This window comes from Enterococcus sp. 9E7_DIV0242 (assembly GCF_002140975.2).
Lineage (GTDB): Bacteria > Bacillota > Bacilli > Lactobacillales > Enterococcaceae > Enterococcus_L > Enterococcus_L clewellii.
The window spans coordinates 2,640,158-2,657,805 of record NZ_CP147247.1 but is presented as its reverse complement, the minus strand read 5'-3'; the positions used below and the strand labels follow the sequence as shown (position 1 = coordinate 2,657,805).

Annotated in this window: 19 protein-coding genes and 1 other annotated feature; all 19 genes read left to right on the top strand. The window is 41.0% G+C overall.

The genetic code is table 11. The features are described 5' to 3' along the window. The first annotated feature begins 31 nt into the window (after positions 1–31). The gene (locus tag A5888_RS12660; RefSeq protein WP_086348417.1) at positions 32–1,177 is read left to right on the top strand and encodes a PIN/TRAM domain-containing protein; all 1,146 of its coding nucleotides are present in this window, start codon (positions 32–34) and stop codon (positions 1,175–1,177) included. Positions 1,178–1,180: 3 nt separating this feature from the next. Further along, entirely contained in the window at positions 1,181–1,879 is a 699-nt protein-coding gene (gene ispD / locus A5888_RS12655; protein WP_086348416.1) for a 2-C-methyl-D-erythritol 4-phosphate cytidylyltransferase, read from the top strand. Positions 1,880–1,885: 6 nt separating this feature from the next. Next, complete coding sequence (ispF, locus tag A5888_RS12650; RefSeq protein WP_086348415.1) at positions 1,886–2,359, top strand: 2-C-methyl-D-erythritol 2,4-cyclodiphosphate synthase; 474 nt, start codon at positions 1,886–1,888, stop codon at positions 2,357–2,359. Positions 2,360–2,375: 16 nt separating this feature from the next. Then, positions 2,376–3,833 carry a glutamate--tRNA ligase gene (gltX, locus tag A5888_RS12645; RefSeq protein ID WP_212647184.1) on the top strand — a complete coding sequence of 486 codons (1,458 nt, stop codon included), beginning with the start codon at positions 2,376–2,378 and terminating at the stop codon, positions 3,831–3,833. A 12-nt stretch (positions 3,834–3,845) separates the two neighbouring features. Beyond that, positions 3,846–4,056, top strand: a binding site (T-box leader). A gap of 167 nt (positions 4,057–4,223) precedes the next feature. Continuing rightward, positions 4,224–4,754 (top strand): serine O-acetyltransferase EpsC, encoded by a 531-nt coding sequence (gene epsC / locus A5888_RS12640; RefSeq protein WP_086348413.1) that lies wholly within the window; start codon positions 4,224–4,226, stop codon positions 4,752–4,754. Positions 4,755–4,756: 2 nt separating this feature from the next. Then, the gene (cysS, locus tag A5888_RS12635; protein ID WP_086348412.1) at positions 4,757–6,169 is read left to right on the top strand and encodes a cysteine--tRNA ligase; all 1,413 of its coding nucleotides are present in this window, start codon (positions 4,757–4,759) and stop codon (positions 6,167–6,169) included. Then, positions 6,166–6,573, top strand: coding sequence for a Mini-ribonuclease 3 (locus A5888_RS12630; RefSeq protein ID WP_086348411.1), 408 nt, complete (start codon positions 6,166–6,168; stop codon positions 6,571–6,573). The genes cysS and A5888_RS12630 overlap by 4 nt, the downstream gene beginning before the upstream one ends. Beyond that, positions 6,554–7,387 (top strand): 23S rRNA (guanosine(2251)-2'-O)-methyltransferase RlmB, encoded by an 834-nt coding sequence (rlmB, locus tag A5888_RS12625; protein ID WP_086348410.1) that lies wholly within the window; start codon positions 6,554–6,556, stop codon positions 7,385–7,387. Before A5888_RS12630 ends, rlmB begins: the two co-directional genes overlap by 20 nt. Positions 7,388–7,400: 13 nt before the next feature. Next, the gene (locus A5888_RS12620; RefSeq protein ID WP_086348409.1) at positions 7,401–7,928 is read left to right on the top strand and encodes an NYN domain-containing protein; all 528 of its coding nucleotides are present in this window, start codon (positions 7,401–7,403) and stop codon (positions 7,926–7,928) included. A gap of 195 nt (positions 7,929–8,123) precedes the next feature. Continuing rightward, positions 8,124–8,684 (top strand): sigma-70 family RNA polymerase sigma factor, encoded by a 561-nt coding sequence (locus A5888_RS12615; protein ID WP_086348408.1) that lies wholly within the window; start codon positions 8,124–8,126, stop codon positions 8,682–8,684. Positions 8,685–8,807: 123 nt separating this feature from the next. Continuing rightward, positions 8,808–9,053: a Veg family protein gene (locus A5888_RS12610; RefSeq protein ID WP_086348407.1), complete on the top strand. Its 246-nt coding sequence runs from the start codon at positions 8,808–8,810 to the stop codon at positions 9,051–9,053. 161 nt (positions 9,054–9,214) lie between these two features. Then, positions 9,215–10,066: a 4-(cytidine 5'-diphospho)-2-C-methyl-D-erythritol kinase gene (gene ispE, locus A5888_RS12605; protein ID WP_086348406.1), complete on the top strand. Its 852-nt coding sequence runs from the start codon at positions 9,215–9,217 to the stop codon at positions 10,064–10,066. Between the two features lie 558 nt (positions 10,067–10,624). Beyond that, on the top strand, positions 10,625–11,584 hold the full coding sequence (locus tag A5888_RS12600; protein WP_086348405.1) for a metal ABC transporter substrate-binding protein: 960 nt from the start codon (positions 10,625–10,627) through the stop codon (positions 11,582–11,584). A 108-nt stretch (positions 11,585–11,692) separates the two neighbouring features. Then, positions 11,693–12,373: a metal ABC transporter ATP-binding protein gene (locus A5888_RS12595; RefSeq protein ID WP_086348404.1), complete on the top strand. Its 681-nt coding sequence runs from the start codon at positions 11,693–11,695 to the stop codon at positions 12,371–12,373. Further along, entirely contained in the window at positions 12,346–13,182 is an 837-nt protein-coding gene (locus A5888_RS12590) for a metal ABC transporter permease (RefSeq protein WP_086348403.1), read from the top strand. The genes A5888_RS12595 and A5888_RS12590 overlap by 28 nt, the downstream gene beginning before the upstream one ends. A 156-nt stretch (positions 13,183–13,338) precedes the next feature. Further along, on the top strand, positions 13,339–14,157 hold the full coding sequence (purR, locus tag A5888_RS12585) for a pur operon repressor (protein ID WP_339102081.1): 819 nt from the start codon (positions 13,339–13,341) through the stop codon (positions 14,155–14,157). Between the two features lie 443 nt (positions 14,158–14,600). Continuing rightward, positions 14,601–16,760, top strand: coding sequence for a lectin-like domain-containing protein (locus A5888_RS12580; protein WP_249274465.1), 2,160 nt, complete (start codon positions 14,601–14,603; stop codon positions 16,758–16,760). A 21-nt stretch (positions 16,761–16,781) separates the two neighbouring features. After that, positions 16,782–17,090: an LPXTG cell wall anchor domain-containing protein gene (locus A5888_RS12575; RefSeq protein ID WP_170924724.1), complete on the top strand. Its 309-nt coding sequence runs from the start codon at positions 16,782–16,784 to the stop codon at positions 17,088–17,090. Beyond that, the gene (locus tag A5888_RS12570) at positions 17,074–17,637 is read left to right on the top strand and encodes a WxL domain-containing protein (RefSeq protein WP_086348399.1); all 564 of its coding nucleotides are present in this window, start codon (positions 17,074–17,076) and stop codon (positions 17,635–17,637) included. Before A5888_RS12575 ends, A5888_RS12570 begins: the two co-directional genes overlap by 17 nt. Positions 17,638–17,648: the final 11 nt, after the last annotated feature.

Below are 17,648 nucleotides of genomic sequence, written 5' to 3'. Positions count from 1 at the left end.
TAAAACTAAAACCTAGAATGGGGGAGAACATGTGCAAAAGCGAGTAATCACTGTACTGATGGTCATTATTGGTGCAAGCTTGGGAATTTCTTTACTACCATCGGCTTGGCTAATGGTTCAACAGGCAGATAATCAATGGCTAAACAACAATTTTACTAACAGTCTGATTGGTGCAATTATTTTCTTTATTTTATCTTTAGTGTTAGCAAAATATATTGTTTCAGCAGTTAAAAGAGTGGAAAAATCATTAAATGAATTGAGTTTAACGTACCTGTTATTTGGAAGTATTGGTGCGATTTTAGGATTGACACTTGGAGTAATCATCTCTATTCCAATGTATAATTTGGCAATACCTATCGTGAACAGCTTACTGCCAATTTTAGTAATGATTACATTAGGATATCTGGGCTTTCGAATGGGAACTACGAGAATCGAGGAATGGAAAAAGATTTTTACAGCTCGTCAAAAGAAACCTGCACCTGAAAATGAAGGTGAAGTGTTGGATCGCAAGGTTGAGGACCATTTTCATAAGTATAAAATCTTAGATACCAGTGTAATTATTGATGGTCGGATTTACGATATTGCTAAAACAGGATTTTTGGAAGGGGTCATTTTGATTCCAAACTTTGTGTTATATGAGCTTCAATATATTGCCGATTCAGGCGACAGTCTGAAACGGGTGCGTGGACGTCGTGGGTTGGATATCCTGAATGCTTTGCAGAAAGAAGACGGTATTTCTGTGGAAATGTATGATGGTGATTTTGAGGATATTGCTGAAGTAGATAGCAAGTTAATCAAGCTGGCGAAGCTTTTAGACGGTGTTGTTGTAACAAATGATTACAATTTGAATAAGGTTTCTGAGTTTCAAAATGTCCCTGTTTTGAACATCAATGCTCTGGCCAATGCAGTGAAGCCAGTAGTTATCCCCGGTGAAACCATGAATGTGATGGTTGTCAAAGCCGGTACAGAGCGTCAACAAGGGGTAGCTTATCTGGATGACGGCACGATGGTCGTTGTTGAAGACGGACAGCATTATATGAATGAACAGTTGGTTGTTGTTGTGACGAGTGCGTTGCAAACAGCTGCCGGTCGAATGATTTTTGCTAAACCGGCACATTCTGGGCGTGGGATTGATGAACATAAAAATAATCATGATCAGGCAAAAGAGAAGAAGTAATTTATGAAAGAATACGAAGTTATTTTATTAGCCGCTGGTCAAGGAAAACGAATGAAGGCTTCTCGCAATAAGATTTTACTGCAGCTTATGGGAAAGCCAATCATTTTATATTCGTTGAAAACATTTTACGAAGATCCAGCATGTAAACATATCATTATGGTCACTCAAGCAAACGAGCAAGAGCTGCTTAAGGAGACAGTACGAAAGATGAAAAGCAAGAAGACTTGTCCTGTTACTTTTGTTTCAGGTGGCAGTGAGCGGCAATACAGTGTGTACAATGGACTCCAAGAGATGAAGGATTTGGAAAATATTGTGATGGTTCATGATGGTGCACGTCCGTTTGTTACCTTGGCTCAATTGAAAGCTCTGCATGCCAAGGTATTGGAAACCAGTACTGCGATCCTAGGCGTACCGGTCAAGGATACAATTAAACGAGTATTTCAGGGAACCGTTCAAGAAACGATTCCAAGAGAGACATTATGGCAAATACAGACACCACAAGCTTTTTATGGCAAGGATCTTTTAGCTGCGCACGAAAAGTCTAAAGAAGATGATTTTTTGGGGACAGATGAGTCTTCTTTGATGGAGAAATACAGTGCACTTCCTGTGACGATGGTACTTGGAAGCTATGAGAATATTAAATTGACGACACCGGATGATATGTTGATTGGTGAAGCAATCGTCAAACGAAAAAGGAGTTAAGCGATCATGTTTAGAATTGGCCAGGGATTTGATGTCCACCAATTGGCAGAGGGCCGCAAGTTGATCATCGGCGGTGTAGAGCTGCCTTTTCATAAGGGATTATTGGGACATTCTGACGCGGATATTCTGCTGCATGCAATCACAGATGCATTGTTGGGCGCTGCCGGAATGGGCGATATCGGTCATTTGTTTCCGGATACAGATCCGGTCTTCAAGGATGCAGATTCATTGGAATTATTACGTCAGTCAAATGAAAAAGTTCTGGATGCAGGCTTTACTATTAACAATATTGATTGTACAATTTTAGCAGAACAGCCGAAAATGAAACCGTATCTGGAAGCAATGAAGGAAAATATTGCTGCTGCCTGTAAGATTGACAAGGATCAAATCAATTTGAAAGCAACAACGATGGAAAAAATGGGTTTTATCGGTCGTGAAGAAGGTATGGGAGCGATGGCGGTCGCTTTACTTGAAAAATAGAAAGAGGAAGAAGACTATGACAAAAGTTCGTGTACGTTACGCACCAAGTCCAACAGGACATCTGCATATTGGAAATGCAAGAACCGCGCTATTCAATTATTTATTTGCTCGTCATAATGATGGCGAATTTATTATTCGTATAGAGGATACTGACCAGAAGAGAAACATTGAAGATGGTGAAAAGAGTCAATTGGAAAACCTGTCTTGGTTGGGAATCAATTGGGATGAATCGCCTGAAAATCCTGGTGAATATGGACCTTATCGCCAATCAGAAAGAAAAGAAATCTATCAGCCGCTGATCGATCAGCTGTTGAGTAGTAATCGCGCTTATAAATGCTACTGTACAGAAGAAGAGTTGGAAGCTGAACGTGAAGCACAGCGTGCGAGAGGGGAAATGCCTCATTACTCCGGTCAATGTGCCAATCTAACACCGTCTGAACAGGCAGAAAAAGAAGCACAGGGCTTAGAACCAGTGATTCGTTTCCGTGTACCGAGAAATACGTCTTACTCTTTTGAAGATATGGTCAAAGGTGAAATCGTCTTTGAATCAGACAATACAGGTGGCGATTTTGTCATTCAAAAACGTGATGGTATGCCGACCTATAATTTTGCTGTAGCAGTAGACGATCATATGATGAAAATCACTCATGTTTTACGTGGGGATGATCATATCGCTAATACACCAAAACAATTGATGATTTATGAAGCATTTGGATGGGCACCACCAAGCTTCGGACATATGACCTTGATCATCAATTCTGAGACAGGGAAAAAATTAAGCAAGCGAGATGAAACGATCCTTCAATTCATTGAACAATATCGTGAGCTAGGTTACTTACCGGAAGCGATGTTCAACTTTATCGCCTTGTTGGGTTGGTCACCTGTTGGGGAAGAAGAAATCTTCTCACAAGAAGAATTGATTAAAATGTTTGATCCAGAGCGCTTGAGCAAATCTCCGGCAGCTTTTGATGGTAAAAAACTGGAATGGGTCAACAATCAATACATGAAACAAATCGATTTAAATGTTTTGGCGGATATGTGTATTCCATATTTGATTGCCGATGGTCGAGTAGAGAAAGAACCATCAGCTGAAAAAGTCGAATGGTTGAAAAAATTAGTTAGCTTGTATCAAGCTCAAATGAGCTATGCGGCAGAAATCGTCAACCTATCTGACCTATTTTTCAATGAACATCCTGTATTGGATGAGGCGGCAAAAGAGGTGCTTGCAGGAGAAACAGTTCCTCAAGTGTTGAATGCGTTCAAAGCTCAACTAGAAAATACAGATGTATTGGATGTTCCAGCAATCAAAGCGGCGATCAAAGCTGTTCAAAAGGAAACTGGCGTCAAAGGAAAGAATTTGTTTATGCCGATTCGTGTAGCTGTTTCGGGACAGATGCATGGTCCGGAACTAGCTGAGACAATTGAGCTGTTAGGTAAGGAAAAAGCGTTGGCTCACTTGACGAACGTTTTATAATTAAATACAACAGAAAACACGCAGAAAAGAAGAAGTAAAAGGACGTTTGCTTACCAGAGAGACTATGGCAGGTGGAAATAGTCATCAAGCACCTTTGAAATGCCTCTTTGAGTGGTTTCAGCGAAATTTAAGTAGCTGGAAACGTAGACAGACGTTACCTGTATCAAGGCAAAACGATTCTGTTTTGCGAAAAAAAGTGGAACCGCGTGGAAACGTCTTTTAAATGAAGATACTCATTTAAAGGGCGTTTTTTATATAAAAAGGAATAGTGCTTGTAAAAAAAGATTATCGGTGGGAAGAATGGATTGTTGAAAATAGGGCTGTCGACAGAAATGCTAAAACCGGTTGGAGGTTTCGTTAGAGATTGTTTTAAATAGGGGGAATTAGTTGATGGGTTGGTTAAAACAAGCTGTTGCTGCCGTGAAGAAGAACGATCCGGTAGCACGTTCAACAGCAGAAGTTCTGCTTACTTACCCTGGGGTACACGCATTATTTTGTCATAGAATCTCTCATTTTCTGTATAACCATCGTCTTTATTTGCTTGCAAAGATGCACGCACAGTTCTGGCGGTTTATGACAGGAATCGAGATTCACCCAGGAGCGAGAATTGCACCAGGTGTCTTTATCGATCATGGTATGGGCGTGGTTATCGGTGAGACCGCTGAAATAGAGGAGGATGTTATTCTGTTCCATGGCGTAACATTAGGCGGTACCGGAAAAGACCAGGGCAAACGGCATCCAACAGTAAAAAAAGGGGCGATCATTTCGGCCAATGCACAGATTTTAGGACCTGTGACAATCGGAGCGCGTGCCAAAATCGGAGCGTCTGCTGTCGTACTGATCGACATTCCGGATGATGCTACAGCCGTAGGGATTCCGGCGAAAATTGTTCGAATAAAAGGAGAGAAAGTGGGAGGATAAAATTGATTAAAATCTACAATACGTTGACCAGAAAAAAAGAAGAATTTGTCCCTCTTGAAAAGGGAAAGATCCGCATGTATGTCTGCGGACCGACTGTGTACAATTACATTCATATCGGTAACGGGCGAAGTGCGATTGCTTTTGATACGATCCGTCGCTATTTTGAATATCGCGGTTTTGAAGTAAACTATGTATCTAACTTTACGGATGTTGATGATAAAATCATTCGTGCAGCTCAAGAGCTGGGTGTAACTGCGCCTGAATTAGCAGACCGATTCATTCAAGCATTTAAAGAAGATACAGAAGCGCTAAATGTGAAGCCAGCTACTTCAAATCCACGTGTGATGGATCATTTGTCGGACATCATTCAATTTATTCAAGTGTTGGTGGACAAGGGATATGCTTATGAGTCAAAAGGAGATATCTATTATCGGACAAGAAAATTCAAAGAATACGGTAAGCTAAGCCATCAATCGATTGATGAATTAGAGATAGGTGCGAGTCAGCGTACGGGAGAAGAACAGCGGCAAAAAGAGGATCCGCTTGATTTTGCTCTTTGGAAAGCAGCAAAGGAAGGTGAGATTTCTTGGGACTCTCCTTGGGGACCTGGTCGCCCCGGCTGGCATATCGAATGTTCGGTCATGGCGACAAAACATTTGGGTGAGACGATTGATATTCATGGCGGTGGACAGGATTTAGAATTCCCCCACCATGAAAATGAAATCGCGCAGAGTGAAGCAAAGACCGGTAAGACTTTTGCGAACTACTGGATGCACAATGGGTATGTAACAATTGGTGAAGATGACGAAAAAATGAGTAAATCGCTGGGGAACTTCATTACGGTTCATGAAATGATCAAAGAAGTTGATCCACAGGTGCTGCGCTTCTTTATGGCAACAACACAGTATCGCCGTCCAATTCGCTATAGTGAAGTAACCTTGAAAGACGCTGCGGCAAATTATCAAAAGCTGAAAATCGCTTTTGAAAATCTTTCCTTTAGACAGGAAACTGCGGAAGCATCCCTGGAAAATGATGCAGAGATGCTGGCGGAATTAGATACACTAGAGGCGAAGTTCATTGCAGAGATGGACGATGACTTGAATGCAGCAAATGGCATCACTGTTGTTTATGAGTTGGCAAAATGGTTGAATCAGTATGGCGAAAGACCGGTTGTTTCCAGTGAAGTAATTAGTCGATCCTTGAGAGTGTATGCGCAGCTGTTGGAAATTTTCGGTATCGTTTTTTCATCGGATGAGCTGTTGGACGACGAGATTGACCAGTTGATCGAGGAACGGATTCAGGCAAGAAAAGATCGGAATTTTGCCCGTAGTGATGAGATTAGAGATTTGCTGAAGGACCAGGGGATTATTTTGGAAGACACGGCGCAAGGAACGAGATGGAGACGTGGAGAATGAGAGATTACACACAGTTGAATGGTCTGGCATTAGCATATGTTGGTGATGCAATCTATGAAATCTATATTCGAGATTATCTGGTTGCCGAAGGACAGACAAAACCAAATGTCCTGCACCGAACAGCAACGAATTATGTATCTGCAAAGGCACAAGCTGCTCTGATTCAGACGATGCTGGCTGAAAATCTGCTGACGGAAGAAGAAGAGCTGATTTATAAAAGAGGACGAAATGCCAAGAGCCATACTTCCGCCAAAAATGCGGATATCACGACATATAGAGTCGCTACAGGCTTTGAGGCGTTGATGGGGTATCTTCATTTGTTGAAGCAGACGGAACGTTTGGAAGAACTGATTAATTGGTGTATAAAGAAGGTAGGCGATTCAAATGAAGCAAAACAGAAATAATGATCGTTTCAAGGCTAGAGGAAAGAGATCGGATAGAAACCAGCCTCGTAAAAACCAGAAAGTAGATGCGCCGGAGCAAAAAGAAGAGAGTGAATTTGTCTTTGGTTATCATGCGGCACTAGAAGCGCTTGGAAACGAGAGAGGAAACAAGCTGTTTCTACAGGAAGACAGCTCTGGCGAAAAAACGGAACGATTGAAGGCGGCGGCGAAAGACCACTCCGTTCCTGTGAAATGGGTCCCTAAACAAAAATTGGACACATTGAGTGATCATGGTGTCCATCAAGGGGTCGTGTTGGCGACAACAGAGTATGAGTATCTGACATTAGACCAGCTAATGGCCTCCACACAATCAGAAACACCGTTCTTTCTTATTTTGGATAGTCTGGAAGATCCACATAATTTTGGATCGATATTACGAACAGCAGACGCGACAGGTGTAGATGGGATTATTATTCCAAAGCATCGGGCAGTCGGTGTGACTTCTGTTGTTGTAAAAGCTTCTACGGGTGCAGTAGAGCATGTGCCAATTGCTCGAGTGACCAATCTGACTCAAGCTATTGCTGATTTGAAGAAAGCAGGCTTCTGGATTTTTGGAACGGATATGACAGGGACTGATTATCGTCGGTGGAATACAGATGGTTCTGTTGCTTTGATTATCGGGAATGAAGGACGAGGTATGAGCAAAGGGTTGCATAAAGAGGTAGACGAACTGCTGACGATTCCGATGGTCGGGCATGTTCAAAGTTTGAATGCCGGCGTTGCCGCAGGTCTGTTAATGTATGAAGTATATAGAGGAAGAAATCCAAAGTCATGAGGAGGCAGCATCGATGAAAAAGCAATTGTTGATCGTAGATGGTTATAATATGATCGGCGCATGGCCGGAGCTGGTCCGTCTGAAGCAACAGAATAAGCTAGAGGATGCGCGTGAAGAATTGCTTCATCGATTGTCGAATTATGCGAAATATGAAGGTACAGAGATTATGGTTGTGTTTGATGCACAGCTAGTTCCTGGTATTCAACAAAGTTACAAAAAATATCAGCTGACGGTTATCTTTACGAAAGAGGATGAGACTGCCGATAGCTTTATTGAACGAACAGCCGGAGAGAAAAATGACCTTCTGACACAGGTAACAGTGGCGACAAGTGATCTGGCGGAGCAGTGGCTGATTTTCTCCAAAGGTGCGCTACGTGTATCTGCCAGAGAGCTGTATGATCAGATAAGAAAAACAGAACGAACCATTGCAATTCACGCGTCGGATATCCAGTTTCAGAGTTTTCGCAGAAATTCACCGTGGAACCTTGAACAGCTATCCAAATTGTCGGATGTGTTGGATGAACTTTCCAAAAAGGATTAACATACAGTTATATATTACGCGAAAAAAGTAAAACTGTAAGTTAAATCACACAAAAACATATTATTAGATAAAAAATAGTTCTCAAAAGAAGAAAATACAGGTCTTTATGTATTTTTTTCTTTTTTTTCTTCTTTTTTTGATTAATAAAATGTTACGCTCTTTTTAGCAACAGATTGGTAAAAAGGGGGAGTATTTGTGAATCGGTTTGAGAAGATTCTTAAGGGGGATTTTGAGGCATTTGATCAATTATACCGCCAGTATCATCCAGTGGTGTTCAAGATGCAAACGAAGTATTATTTGAAAGGGTTTGATCGAGATGATTGGTTACAGGAGGGAAGAATCGTCTTTTTTCGCTCATTAGAAAAGTTTAAAGATGGGCATAAAGTGACAGTTGGAAATTTTTTTAAACTAAATTTTGAAAATCATATACGTAGTCTGGTCCGAAAACAGTGTGCCTTCAAGCGGAAGGGGGATATGCTGGCTGTCTCGTTGGATCAAAAAATCGATACACAAGGTGAAACATTCTTTGATGGGATTCAAATCGAGGAATCACAAGCTTTGGATTATTTGATTATTCGAGAAAAACTGGAGGACTTTCCCAATGTTCTTTCCCCATTCGAGCGTGTTACTTTTGAAGAATATATAGATGGGAAAGAATTGAGTGAGATTGCTCAAACACATGAGGTACAGCTGATAAAAGTCAGAAGTGCCTATGATCGGGCAAAGAAAAAAATTAGATCATTGATTTCTGATTAAAAAAAGAGAAGAAATTTCCTATGAATAACAAATAATATCGTTGAGAGTTGCAATTATTTTTGTGCTGTGGTAAACTTGTAATTTCTTTGGTAATGGAGTATAATGTATATTGAGGTGAGTGTAATGCCAACAACTTTAGCTTCAATAAAACAAGATTTGGAATGCCGGATTGGCAGTAAAATCACATTAACTGCACAAACGGGAAGAAAGCGACAAACAGAGCGTACAGGCGTACTGACTGAGACATACCCTTCTGTTTTTGTTGTAGACTTGGATCCAGATGAAAATTCGTTCGAACGAGTTTCTTATAGTTATTCAGATGTATTGACGCGCACTGTAGAGATTGAATTTATTGGTGAAGCTGTCTAAGAATGAACAAATCAAGCTATGTAAGACGATTGTTTTACATAGCTTTTTTTTGTTGCCTGAGGCGGGGCTGCAGCTATTCTGTATGTACTTCCAGAAAGACATATGTTAGAATTTTAGAAGACTGTGTATAAGGACTGGCATGTATAGAAATAGGTGGAGAAATGGAGATAATTGAAAAAGCACCAGCTAAGATCAATTTAGGGTTGGATGCGTTATATAAGAGAGAAGATGGTTACCATGAATTAGAGATGGTAATGGCCAGTGTAGACTTGGCGGATCGCCTCTTTTTTGAGACACTAACAGAGAATCAGATTATTATCGAGACAGACAACTCGTTTATCCCTGTCGATCAAAAGAACCATGCGTTCGCAGCGGCAGAGCTGGTTAAGAAAAAATTTCAGATAGAGACAGGTGTACGAATCTATATAGAAAAACGGATTCCTGTAGCAGCTGGTTTGGCTGGCGGTAGCAGCGATTGTGCCGCAACGTTGAGAGGCTTAAATCGTCTTTGGAATTTGGGTTTGTCAAATCAAGATTTGGCTGATCTAGGCAGTGAGATTGGTTCAGATGTTCCTTACTGTATCGAAGGCGGAACAGCGTTTGTTACAGGAAGAGGCGAGCGAATCGAGAAAATGCCCCCAATGCCGCAATGTTGGGTAGTATTGGTAAAACCGAAGATGAGTGTTTCTACGGGCTCGATATTTGGAAGCCTATCATTCAACAGTATTCAACATCCGGATATTCCTGCGTTGAAAGCAGCGGTAATGGCTAATGACTATGATAAAATGACTCAGACAATCGGTAATGCGTTGGAGGGTGTAACGATTCAAAAGCATCCAGTGGTCCAACAAATCAAGGATCGGATGTTAAAATTTGGTGCGGATGCTGCGCTAATGAGTGGTAGTGGGCCAACCGTATTTGCTCTATGTGATAAAAAGACCAGAGCACAGCGGATTTATAATGGGTTGAAAGGCTTCTGTGAAGAAGTCTATCTTGTACGAACGTTGAAGTAAGGCTGATGTGAGCTAAAGCTACTTTACGTGGCTCATGGCATATTAGTCGATTGCTATCATAAGATGATGTGTTTTCTATATGCTTGCTTGCGATTTTTGAAGTAAAGCTACTGGCATACCATCTATTCATTTTTTAATATAAAGAGAGCTTGGGCTTTAAATAATGCCCCAAGCTCTTCAAGAGGTTGTGACAGAAGCGGTCAGCTTCAAGCAATAAGGCGGAAATTCCGAAAATTGTCCTATAAATTTTTGCGAATTTCCGCTTTATTGTTGAAAAGCCTTGAAACACAGTGGTTTACCACTGATGTTGAGCGGACATCGACGCAGCTCGCTGCTAGTAACTGCTTCTGGAACACCATTTATCTAGTTTTAAAGGGCTGAGGCACACTAATGCCACAGCCTTTTTTTCAAATCACTCTATATACATAGAATTTTGAACAAATACTTCTTTTTTTTCCTATTTGTCTTGACGTTTTTTTTTTCTTCTGATAAAGTAGTTCTTGCTCTTAAATCGTAATTTTTACGGTTTGTGAAAATAAATCGGAATGGAGAAACGAGATGAAAAGAAAATTTTTAAAATATAGTATCGGTGCCGGAGTGCTTTTGCTAAGTGCGGCCTTTTTAACAGCTTGTGGGAACAAGAATGAATCTAGTGAGGATTCTGGGGATGAAATCACGGTTATGACAACCTTTTATCCAATGTACAACTTTGCGGAGCAGGTCGTAGGAGATGAAGGGAAAGTAGAGCTGCTAATTCCTTCTGGCACAGATGCCCACGACTTCGAGCCGAGTGCGAAGGATATCGCAAAAATTTCCGATTCTGATGTTTTTGTATATAATAGTACTGAGTTTGAAACATGGGCGGAGTACATTTTGGCAAACGTTGATCAAAAGAAGGTCAAGGTTGTTGAAGCCAGTCAGGATATCGAGTTGATGGAAGGCGATGCGCATGCTCATGAGGACGAAGAAGCTCATGCAGACCATGACCATAGTCATGACGTAGATCCTCATGTCTGGCTTGATCCTGTATTGGCTCAAAAAGAAGTCGAAGCGATTCGTGATGGATTGATTGAGAAATATCCAGATAAAAAAGAGGCCTTTGAGAAAAATGCTGCGGCATATATTGAAAAGCTGCAAGATTTAGATACGGAGTACAAAGAAGCATTTGCTGGTGCGAAAAACAAAACTTTTGTGACACAGCATGCGGCGTTTGGTTACCTTGCTCACCAATACGATTTGACACAAGAATCGATTTCAGGGATTTCACCAGATCAAGAACCTTCACCAAGTCGTTTGGCTCAACTAAAGGAATTCATCGACGAGCACAAGGTATCTGTTATCTATTTTGAAGCAACAGCTTCTTCAAAGGTAGCAGAAACTTTGGCGAAAGAAACAGGAGTGGAGCTTTCTGTTTTACAAACGTTGGAGAGTCTGACAGAGGACGAGCAAAAAGCCGGGAAGGATTACATTTCTGTTATGCAGGAAAATCTGGAAGCGTTGAAAAAGAGTATTAACTAAGAGGATAAATACATGATCGACTGTCTTTTTTCCTGTTTATGTGGAAAAGGATGAAGAAAGAACATTAGGCTGATTTTTCGTGTATCAAGAAGGAGGCATTACAGTAAGATGCATTATATTGAAGTAAAAAATTTAACGTTCTATTACGACGATGAGCCGGTATTGGAAGATGTTTCTTACCATGTTGATCCTGGTGAATTTGTTATTTTGACTGGAGAAAACGGGGCTGCAAAATCAACCTTGATAAAGAGTACGATGGGATTGCTCAAGCCAACTAGTGGTACAGTTTCCATCGCGGATAAAAATGCAGAGGGGAAGAAAATCAGCATAGGCTATATTCCGCAGCAAGTTGCGTCATTCAATGCAGGTTTCCCAAGCACTGTTCTGGAGCTGGTTCAGTCCGGACGTTATCCAAGAGGGAAATGGTTTAAGCGGTTGTCAGAAAAAGATACACTGCATGTCGAAAAAGCACTGAAGGCTGTTGGCATGTGGAATATGCGCAATAAGAGGATTGGCGAGCTTTCGGGCGGTCAGAAGCAACGAATCAGCTTAGCACGAATTTTTGCGACAGATCCGGATTTATTTATCTTGGATGAACCGACCACAGGGATGGATGAGGAATCCCGTAACGAGTTTTACCGTCTGTTGAGGCATAATGCCCATGATCATGGCAAATCGATTCTGATGATTACTCACGACCATGAGGATATTAAGGCGTATGCAGACCGACAAATCCGTTTGGTCCGGAAGGAGGATTCCCAATGGAGATGTTTTCATATGAGTTCATGAGACGGGCCTTTTTGGCCGCTGGGTTTATTTCAGTGATTGCGCCGATGCTGGGTGTTTTTCTAGTGATCCGCAGGCAGTCATTGATGGCAGACACGCTTTCGCACGTGTCATTGGCAGGTGTCGCGTTAGGGCTGTTTTTCAATTTGAGTCCGAGTATTATGACCTTGGTCGTCGTAATTATTGCTGCAGTGATTTTAGAGTATCTGCGAACGATTTACAGCACCTATTCTGAGATTTCCATCGCGATTTTAATGTCCGGTGGATTAGCGTTGGCGTTGGTCCTGATGAATATGAACAGTGGGAATTCTGCGACAAGTATTCAGTCTTATCTGTTTGGGTCTATCGTAACGATCACATGGGAGCAGGTCGTGGTTTTGGCGATTTTATTCGTCGTACTGATTGTCTTATTCTTTCTGTTCAAACGGCCTATGTATGTGCTGACCTTCGATGAGGATACAGCTCATGTGGACGGCTTGCCGATTCGTTGGATGTCGATGCTTTTTAATGTGATCACCGGTGTGGCGATTGCCGTGATGATCCCGATTGCCGGGGCGTTATTGATCTCTGCGATTATGGTACTTCCTGCGGCAACAGGGATGAGAATTGGGAAAGGCTTCAATTCAGTGATTCTAATCAGTACGGTTGTTGGATTGATAGGAATGCTTACAGGATTGACGGGTTCGTATTATTTGGAAACACCGCCAAGTGCAACGATTACATTGACCTTTATCGGTATTTTTCTACTCATCAATATCATTCGATACCTGGTCACTGTCACATTAAGAAATAGAAAAATCAAAGCGCGTTAATAGAGAAGATAGATGGAAAAACGAAAGTTAGGCCATCTATCTTCTTTTTTTTTCTATAAATAGCGAACTATTTTAGTTTTTTTTCCTAAAATGCTCGAATTTTTTAGTCTAAACCCTTATAATAGGGAACGATAGAGAGAAAAGGAAGTGACAAATTTGAAAACACGCAGAAGTGAACGTTTGATTGACATGACTCATTATTTGTTGGATCATCCACATAAATTAGTCTCGTTGACTTTTTTTGCAGAAAGATATCAATCCGCGAAGTCTTCCATCAGTGAAGATTTAGCGATTATCAAAAAGACATTCCAGCAGAGAGGTACTGGCTTGTTGGAAACTGTTCCGGGAGCAGCTGGTGGCGTACAGTTCATTCCAAAGATTCCATATGAAGAGGCGAAGCAATTCATCATGGGGCTGGGAGATCGTCTCTCTGAGCAAGACCGTTTATTACCAGGAGGCTATGTCTACTTATCTGATCTGTTGGGGCAACCGGACTTGTTACGTCAGATTGGGCGTGTGATTGCGTCGATGTATTTGGATCAAAAAGTAGATGCGGTAATGACAGTAGCAACAAAAGGTGTGCCGATTGCGCAGGCCGTTTCTTATTACTTGAATGTTCCATTTGTCATTGTTCGTAGAGATTCGAAAATCACAGAGGGTTCAACTGTAAGTGTGAATTATGTATCGGGTTCATCTGAGCGGATCGAAAAAATGGAACTGTCTAAGCGTAGCTTGGCTCGTGGGTCAAGAGTACTTGTTGTCGATGATTTCATGAAAGGCGGCGGAACGGTCAACGGAATGAAGAGTTTGATCGAAGAATTTGAAGCAGAGTTGGTTGGTATCACCGTATTTGCTGAATCCAAATTTAATGGTCAAAGGGCAATCAATGATTATACTTCACTGCTGTATGTAAAAGACGTGGACACTCAAACGAAAACAATCAATGTTGTTCCCGGCAACTATTTCAAAGACTGATTTTTTATCATCTGTGTTTATCTAGTTATTTTAGGCTATTGTGATTTTCGATAGAAAAAAACTATAAAAAAAGTAAAAAAATACAACAATTATTAAATCGTAATAATTAAGAAAACTTTCCCTTTTTAAAAAAAGGGAAAGTTTTTTGTTTATAAATAACAAATCAAGAACGATGTGTGAAGGATGTAACAAATTTTTTGTCATGGTTTTTGTAAAGGTTTTATCGTTGATATTATTAATAAACAAGGGATAACTAGTGTTTTTTAAAAGGCGCCTTTTTTATTATTAGAAAAACACTTAAAAAATAATGATTTGATTAGAAAGTAATCTGGATGTACATTTTAATTGACCTATTTGTTATTTGGAAAAACGGACTATATACTGATTGAGTCAGTTGAGACAACCAAATATTTTTGAGAAAGGAGGGAATTACTTTTTTGAAAATGAAAAAATCAAAGGGAATGGTCGTCATTCTTTTTTTTGTATTCCTATTTTCAATCCCAATTTCAGCTGAAGGGGAATCTTCTGATACTGGAAGCAGAAAAATAGTCCCATACAGTGCATTAGGTGGTATTTCCGATATTAATCAAGTCAAAGACCGCCTAATTAAATTAGACAATTATTTTCATCCCGTTACTTCTGGTCAAGGTGTCGTAAGTAATGTGACGAATATGGATGGGTATGACATTGTGAATGTGACGAAGAGAGGCACGACTTTTGGAAATGGAGCTATTTGGTCGGAAGATGGTTTTCGTATGGACCTAAATTATGATTTTTCAACGAGCATGTGGCTTTATTTCGGAAAAGATCCGGAAAGTGGGACCAAGCCGGAAGAAAAAAAAGTTGGAGATGGTATGGCATTTGTGATGCATGCCGATCCGGAGGGGAAGAATGCATTCGCCAAATCATCCAGAGGAAATAATACTTTTGGTGGTGGTGCATCGCTTGGTGTTTGGGCACAGGCGAATACAACTGGGGGAATAAAAGGCGCAATCACGAACTCTCTGGCAATTGAGTTTGATAACCATATCAATAAGACTGGGATGGATAAGGATACAACCAACAGTAATGATGGAACCAAGCCTTATGGACATATCGCATGGGGAATGCCGGGAAAAGAATACACTTATGGTAAAAATGGGACATCCCGTACTCAGTACCATAATGATGCACAAGCAGTAGACACATTTGGTGATAATCGCTGGCATCAATTCTCGATTAAGTGGGATTCAGGGCAACAGCAGCTGACGTATAAGTTGGATAATTTACCGGAAAAAACAATCTCCTTCGATACGCAATTTATTTTTGGAACAAATATTGTTTATTGGGGATTTACAGGGTCCACGGGTGCTGCAAAAATGGATGCTCGTGTGGCTTTTGAAGAGTTTCCAAGACCGATATTTACACGAGTGGATGAGACGATTGTCAATGAATCCGGAGAATCAGTTCTTGATCGTACCGTAGCCGAAGAGCAAAAGCTGACCTACCAAGTCACGTTGAATGATATCAAAGGGACAGGGATCTTGAATGATGTAACAATCATGAAAAAAATCGATCCCAATATACAATTCTCACAAGAGACAGCAAATGTCCGTTTACTAAAAAATGGTCAGCCTGTTGAAGGAATGATTCAACAGCAACAAGGATGGTGGCTATTTTTAGGAAAGCAGCCGGTGTCTTTAATAAAAGGTGACCAACTGAGTGTCGCTTTTGATGTGAAAATGAAGCCCGGAGAAAAAACATCCGGTAAACCGTTGCAGCTTCAAATCGATAGTGGCGATACAGCGGTAATAGCAAAAAATAATATGGGGAGCCTATTGTCTGAGATGCATCACGCAGGGGTATTCTATTTGGACAGTAATCTAGCCCCAGAATTACGGAAGCTGGAAGCCGTCGACCAGATACCGATTACAGAAGATTTTACTGCAAAAGTGAACTGGGAAGAGTGGAATGCTCTGGATGAGGGAATAGTCTCGTTTACATTGGATGATTTGAGTACAAGTCAGACAGAGGATATGAAAAGAGAACAGAGCTTCAACACAAATAACTCAGGTAGTTATTTAGGACAAGGAACAGCTGAGGCAAACTTCGGAAAACTCTCTGCAGGTAGCTATCGACTGACTGTGAAAGCCCGAGATAAAAATCAAAAGCTGTCGAATGAGCTTACGAAGAATATTACTGTTCGTGGCACATTAACCTTGGTTTCAGTACCCGACATCCTTGATTTTGGCGAAGTCGCAATTAATCAAATCGAAAATGGTAAGAAGGAGTATGAACGTGCATCGGGAAATAAAATGACAGTAGAAGTCGCTGATTTTCGATCGACCTCCGCTTCACCATGGATTTTACAGGCCACGCTTCAACAACCAATGACGGTGGAAGGGAAAGTGCAGAGCTTTTCAGGAAAGCTGTTCAATTCGGAAGTTGGTGCAGGAGGTACGGACAATAATTACCCTAATGAGCAGCTGATTACCATTCGCCAAAATGGTTCGCTCACTAAAACGTGGCAGGAAAATGAAGGGATTTTACTTCAGGTTCGAGATACAGTGATTAAGGGCAGTTACTCAGCGACAATCAACTGGACCCTTCAGGATGGTCTATGAGAGTAAAGGATGTGTAGAGGAATGAAAAAAGGAAAAAAACGTTTGAACTATCTGGTTATCTCCCTATTTCTTCTGTTCTCAATGCCTGCTCATCCGGTAGAAGCAACTGGAGGGAAGAGTACAGTCGGTATCACTATCCAACAAGAAGAATCCGTTTCATCTTCCGAGTCGCAAGCTTCAGCTTCTAAGAATAAAACATATAGCTATACTAATGAGGATCTTCCGAAAACAGGAGAAAAGATACAAGGACAATATATCCTTCTAGGCATCGGAATTATTGGTTTGCTCTGTGTGAAGAGGAGATGGTTCAGTTATGATGAAAAGCAGTAAAGTCTGCGTTGCTTTGTTTGTCATGATTCTATCATTCATCATACGGCCTGTTTATGGTGAGAGCACGGAAAACACACATGTTTCTGTGACAGACTCCGGAGCATCCTCCGGTAGCTTGAGAATAAACAGAATCAGTTATGTAGGATTTGGAGAAAAGGTGCTGAGAAAATCAGCGGATAATTATTATGCAGCGACAGACCTGGTTCTTGAGTTGGAAGATTCCAGAGCCGCGGCCTCTCCTTGGCAGCTGAACTTGAAGTTGTCTCCGTTTATCAATGAAAAGAAAGAGAAGCTACAAGGTATAAGTTACCACCTGGGGATCGGTAAGGTTTCAGCAGAAAAAGCAACGATCATTGGACAAGAATATTCCTCTGACAGTAATACAGAGGGAGAGGAATTCAGTAAGGTTCTTGTCAGTGAAGGAACAGAAAAAGGGATATTTACCTACACAATCAAGGCTTCGGATATTTGGCTTTATTTACCACCAAATCAACCACAAGGCACTTTTCATTCGGAAAAAACTTGGTTGTTAGTAGATAGTATATAATCACATTTATT

Bases quoted from the DNA above. Each gene is read 5' to 3' on its own strand.
- ispD (WP_086348416.1), top strand. From the start codon at position 1,181: ATGAAAGAATACGAAGTTATTTTATTAGCCGCTGGTCAAGGAAAACGA.
- ispF (WP_086348415.1), top strand. From the start codon at position 1,886: ATGTTTAGAATTGGCCAGGGATTTGATGTCCACCAATTGGCAGAGGGC.
- gltX (WP_212647184.1), top strand. From the start codon at position 2,376: ATGACAAAAGTTCGTGTACGTTACGCACCAAGTCCAACAGGACATCTG.
- epsC (WP_086348413.1), top strand. From the start codon at position 4,224: ATGGGTTGGTTAAAACAAGCTGTTGCTGCCGTGAAGAAGAACGATCCG.
- A5888_RS12630 (WP_086348411.1), top strand. From the start codon at position 6,166: ATGAGAGATTACACACAGTTGAATGGTCTGGCATTAGCATATGTTGGT.
- rlmB (WP_086348410.1), top strand. From the start codon at position 6,554: ATGAAGCAAAACAGAAATAATGATCGTTTCAAGGCTAGAGGAAAGAGA.
- A5888_RS12620 (WP_086348409.1), top strand. From the start codon at position 7,401: ATGAAAAAGCAATTGTTGATCGTAGATGGTTATAATATGATCGGCGCA.
- A5888_RS12610 (WP_086348407.1), top strand. From the start codon at position 8,808: ATGCCAACAACTTTAGCTTCAATAAAACAAGATTTGGAATGCCGGATT.
- ispE (WP_086348406.1), top strand. From the start codon at position 9,215: ATGGAGATAATTGAAAAAGCACCAGCTAAGATCAATTTAGGGTTGGAT.
- A5888_RS12600 (WP_086348405.1), top strand. From the start codon at position 10,625: ATGAAAAGAAAATTTTTAAAATATAGTATCGGTGCCGGAGTGCTTTTG.
- A5888_RS12595 (WP_086348404.1), top strand. From the start codon at position 11,693: ATGCATTATATTGAAGTAAAAAATTTAACGTTCTATTACGACGATGAG.
- A5888_RS12590 (WP_086348403.1), top strand. From the start codon at position 12,346: ATGGAGATGTTTTCATATGAGTTCATGAGACGGGCCTTTTTGGCCGCT.
- A5888_RS12580 (WP_249274465.1), top strand. From the start codon at position 14,601: ATGAAAAAATCAAAGGGAATGGTCGTCATTCTTTTTTTTGTATTCCTA.
- A5888_RS12575 (WP_170924724.1), top strand. From the start codon at position 16,782: ATGAAAAAAGGAAAAAAACGTTTGAACTATCTGGTTATCTCCCTATTT.
- A5888_RS12570 (WP_086348399.1), top strand. From the start codon at position 17,074: ATGATGAAAAGCAGTAAAGTCTGCGTTGCTTTGTTTGTCATGATTCTA.